A 3,555-nucleotide genomic window follows, 5' to 3' on the forward strand; every position below is an offset into this window, starting at 1 on the left:
ATACCGTGGACGAAGACGATCGGCATGGCACCACCTCCTCACCTGCATAGCCATTCGGCGCGGACCTTGCAACCTCCTTCGCCGGGGCTTTTTCGTGCGCCGAGTGCGCCGAGTGCGAGGGCTAGCTCCAGCTCAGGCCGGTGAGACGCTCGTACGCCTCGATGTACTTCGAGCGGGTCGCGTCCACGACGTGCTGCGGCAGCGGCGGCGGGGGCTGCTCGCTCCTGCGGTCCCAGCCCGACTCGGGGCCGGTCAGCCAGTCGCGCACGAACTGCTTGTCGTACGACGGCTGCGCGCGGCCCGGCTGCCACTCCTCGGTCGGCCAGAAGCGGGAGGAGTCCGGGGTGAGGACCTCGTCGGCGACGACCAGGGTCTCGCCCTCGAAGCCGAACTCGAACTTGGTGTCCGCGAGGATGATGCCCCGCTCGCGGGCGATGTCACGGGCACGGGAGTAGATCGCGAGGGTCGCCTGGCGCAGCTGGGCGGCGGTGTCGGCGCCGACCTGGCGGGCGACCTCCTCGTACGACACGTTCTCGTCGTGCTCGCCGACGGCGGCCTTGGTGGCCGGGGTGAAGATCGGGGCGGGGAGTTCGCTGCCGTCGACCAGGCCCTCGGGGAGGGCGAGGCCGCAGACCGTGCGGGACTCGTTGTACTCCAGCAGGCCGGAGCCGGTGAGGTAACCGCGGGCCACGCACTCGACCGGGACCATCTGGAGGGACTTGCAGATGAGGGTGCGGCCCTCCCACTCGGCGGGGGCGCCGGGCGGGAGTTCGGTGCCGAGGACGTGGTTGGGGATCAGGTCGGCGAGCTGGTCGAACCACCAGAGCGAGAGCTGGGTGAGGACACGGCCCTTGTCGGGGATCTCGGTCGGCAGCACCCAGTCGAAGGCGGACATGCGGTCGCTGGCGACCATCACGAGCTCGCCCGCCTCGTTCTGGTACAGCTCCCGCACCTTGCCGGTGTGGAGGTGCGTCAGGCCCGGAACCTGCAGCGGCTCGGGCTTTTCTACGAATCCGGACACGGGTTCCTCCAGTGGATCTGTCCAACTGGCTTGATTGTCCCGTATGGGGCGCCATCTCAGGACCGGGGGGGGGTGATGGCAGGGGTCAGTCGCGCTTGCAGATGCGGTCCAGGAGGTTCGCGGTGGCTCGCTGGACTCGGGTGTCCACGTGGCCGGGGCGGTCCAGGGACGGGGTCCACGCGAACGTCCCGGACGCGAAGACTAGGGCGCCGGAAGGGGCGCGGTAGAGGGACGTCTCCTGGTGGCGGAGGGCGCCTTCCGCGTCGGCGTACGGGGAGTGGGCGAGCAGGATGCGGTCGTCGTGCTCGGGGAGTGGGGTGCGCGGGAAGTAGCGGTCGGCCTCGGCGGCGACCAGGCCGTCGATCTGGTCGCCCTCGTGCGCGCCGGTCGCGTCCCACAGCCAGTGGTCGGCGTTGCGGACGATCAGGGGGTGCGGCTCGGGGACCCGGCCCGCGTACTGGATGCCGACCAACTGCTGCTCCGGGCGGTCGACTTCACGCCACAGGACGGGCCGGCCGGGGCCCCTGCGCTTGCGACAGGTGAGCAGCCGGTCGGGGACGCCGGACGGGGACGGGCCCAACTCCACTTGCCAGTACATGGTGTTGGCGGAGAGGAAGACGAGGGACGTGCCGTGGTCGCGGGCCGTCTCCACCGTGCGGCGCATGTTGGCCGACCAGTACTCGTCGTGGCCCGGGAAGACCAGGCCACGGTACCGGGTGGGGTCCACCTCGCCGGCGTGCAGGTCGCGGGCGTCGGCGTAGGCGAGGTCGTAGCCGTAGCGCTCGGCCCAGCGGATGAAGTCGTAGGCGTGGCCTACGTGGAGGGGGAGTCCGGCGCCCGCGTACGGGCGGTCGAAGGAGACGGTCGTGGCGGCGTCGGACTCACCGAGCAGCCGGCCGTCGTCGTCCCACGCGTGGTACAGGCTCGCGCCCGTGCGTCCGTCCTCCGGATAGAGGTTGTACGCCTGCCAGGTCACGTCGGGCAGGAGGAGCAGCAGGTCGGCGGGGTGGTCGTCGCGGACGGTGAAGGGGATGTGCGAGCGGTAGCCGTCGGCGGTGGTCAGGACGGCGACGTACGCGCCGATGCTCCAGTAGCTCGGGATCTGCAGCCGCCAGGACAGCCACCAGTGGTGGCAGGAGACCGTACGGTCCGCGGTCAGCGGCGGGGGCTGGACGATGCCCGAGAGGCGGGGGCTGGTGGTGATCTTCGCGGCGCCGTCACCGCCGTAGTGGCCGATGCGGTAGATGTCGACGCCGAATTCCTGGGGCGGGTCGACCGTGACGTGGAAGTCGACGGCCTCGCCGGGGGCGACGGCGCCGGTGGAGATGAAGCCCTTGATCTGGCGGCTCACGTCGTCGGCCGAGCGGGGGCCTCCGGCGGTTCGCGGGGAGGCGGTGGCCCGGGGGCCGGGGACCCTTGGGGTGGCGTTGCGGGTGGAGTCGTGGGAGGCGTGGTCCGGGGGTACGGGTGGGTCGACGTACCAGGGGACCACCTGGCCGGTGTCGTCGAAGTACGTCTCCGCGCCGCGCAGCCAGGGGACGGGGCCCTGGCCGAAGGGGTCACTGACGGCGTGCGCCAGGGCGCCGGACTCCCAGCGACGGATCTGCTCCGGTGCCATGGTCGGTCCCCTCCCTCGCGCGTCTGCTCCGCCGTGGGTGGCCGGTGGTGGCCGCTGTGGGTGGGCCTCGGTGGCCGTTGGGTGGCGTATGCGGTTGCCATGTGCGCGATCGGTCCCAGCACATCACATTACGCACCCATGCGGTCACACCTCGTTGCGAATTGGCCGAAAGTGGAACGGGGGGCTCCGCATGGTTTGGCGGGGGTTGGGGCTGAGGGCTGGGGCTGGGGGCTGGTCTGAGGTGGGGGTGGGAATCAGACGAGCCTGACTGGCTTTTCGGGGCGTATGCCGGATGCGATCAGCCAGGCGTGCAACGGGGCCCGGTCGCCTTCTTCTACGAGGCTGAGGACTCGGGGCGTCAGGTCGGTGGCGCGTTCGCCGTTGACCAAGAGGGTGGGGCCGTCGAGCCAGTCCAGGCCTGGGGTTGCGCCCGCTGTATCCATAGCCGCGCAGCAGACCATCGCTGTGACGTGGTCGGTGAGCAACTCTCTTGCTGTGCGCGGGGGTTGGAGCGGGAAGAGGGGGAACGTGGCGTCGACCCAGAGGGGGGTGTCGGGGCGGGTCGGGTTGGTGGCGGTGTTGGCGGTGCGGGTGCCCTCTCGGGCCAGCTCGGTGGTGAGGGCTGCGGCGAGGGTGGCGGCGCGTTCGTTGATCGGCGGCTCGTCCGCCTCGGCTTCGCCATCGGCTTTTTCGTTCCCACCCGCACCACCCGTGCAGATTTCGTCGTCGGGTGCGGGTGGCCCCTGTGGGGCTGAATCGCCGTCGGCGGCTTGGGGGTTGGGAGGGGGGCCGGCGGCGCCTTCGGCGATCGGGGGGAGGGGGGGGGGGGGGTGTTGTGGCGAAAGGAAAAACACACCACTAAAAAACAAAAACCCAAAAATAAAAAAAGTAATAAAAAAAAATATATTAAAAAATT

Annotated in this window: 2 protein-coding genes and 1 pseudogene; all 3 read right to left on the minus strand. The window is 70.0% G+C overall.

The window, feature by feature from the left end; genetic code table 11:
- Positions 1–121 precede the first annotated feature (121 nt).
- On the minus strand, positions 122–1,021 hold the full coding sequence (locus ACWDR3_RS47420) for a phosphoribosylaminoimidazolesuccinocarboxamide synthase (protein WP_450358896.1): 900 nt from the start codon (positions 1,019–1,021) through the stop codon (positions 122–124).
- Positions 1,022–1,106: 85 nt separating this feature from the next.
- Complete coding sequence (locus ACWDR3_RS47425) at positions 1,107–2,639, minus strand: N,N-dimethylformamidase beta subunit family domain-containing protein (RefSeq protein WP_450358897.1); 1,533 nt, start codon at positions 2,637–2,639, stop codon at positions 1,107–1,109.
- Positions 2,640–2,893: 254 nt separating this feature from the next.
- Positions 2,894–3,555 (minus strand): annotated as a pseudogene (locus ACWDR3_RS47430) (hypothetical protein); the annotation flags it as partial.

It is taken from the genome of Streptomyces sp. NPDC001002 (genome assembly GCF_053599215.1).

Bases quoted from the DNA above. Each gene is read 5' to 3' on its own strand.
- ACWDR3_RS47425 (WP_450358897.1), bottom strand. From the start codon at position 2,639: ATGGCACCGGAGCAGATCCGTCGCTGGGAGTCCGGCGCCCTGGCGCAC.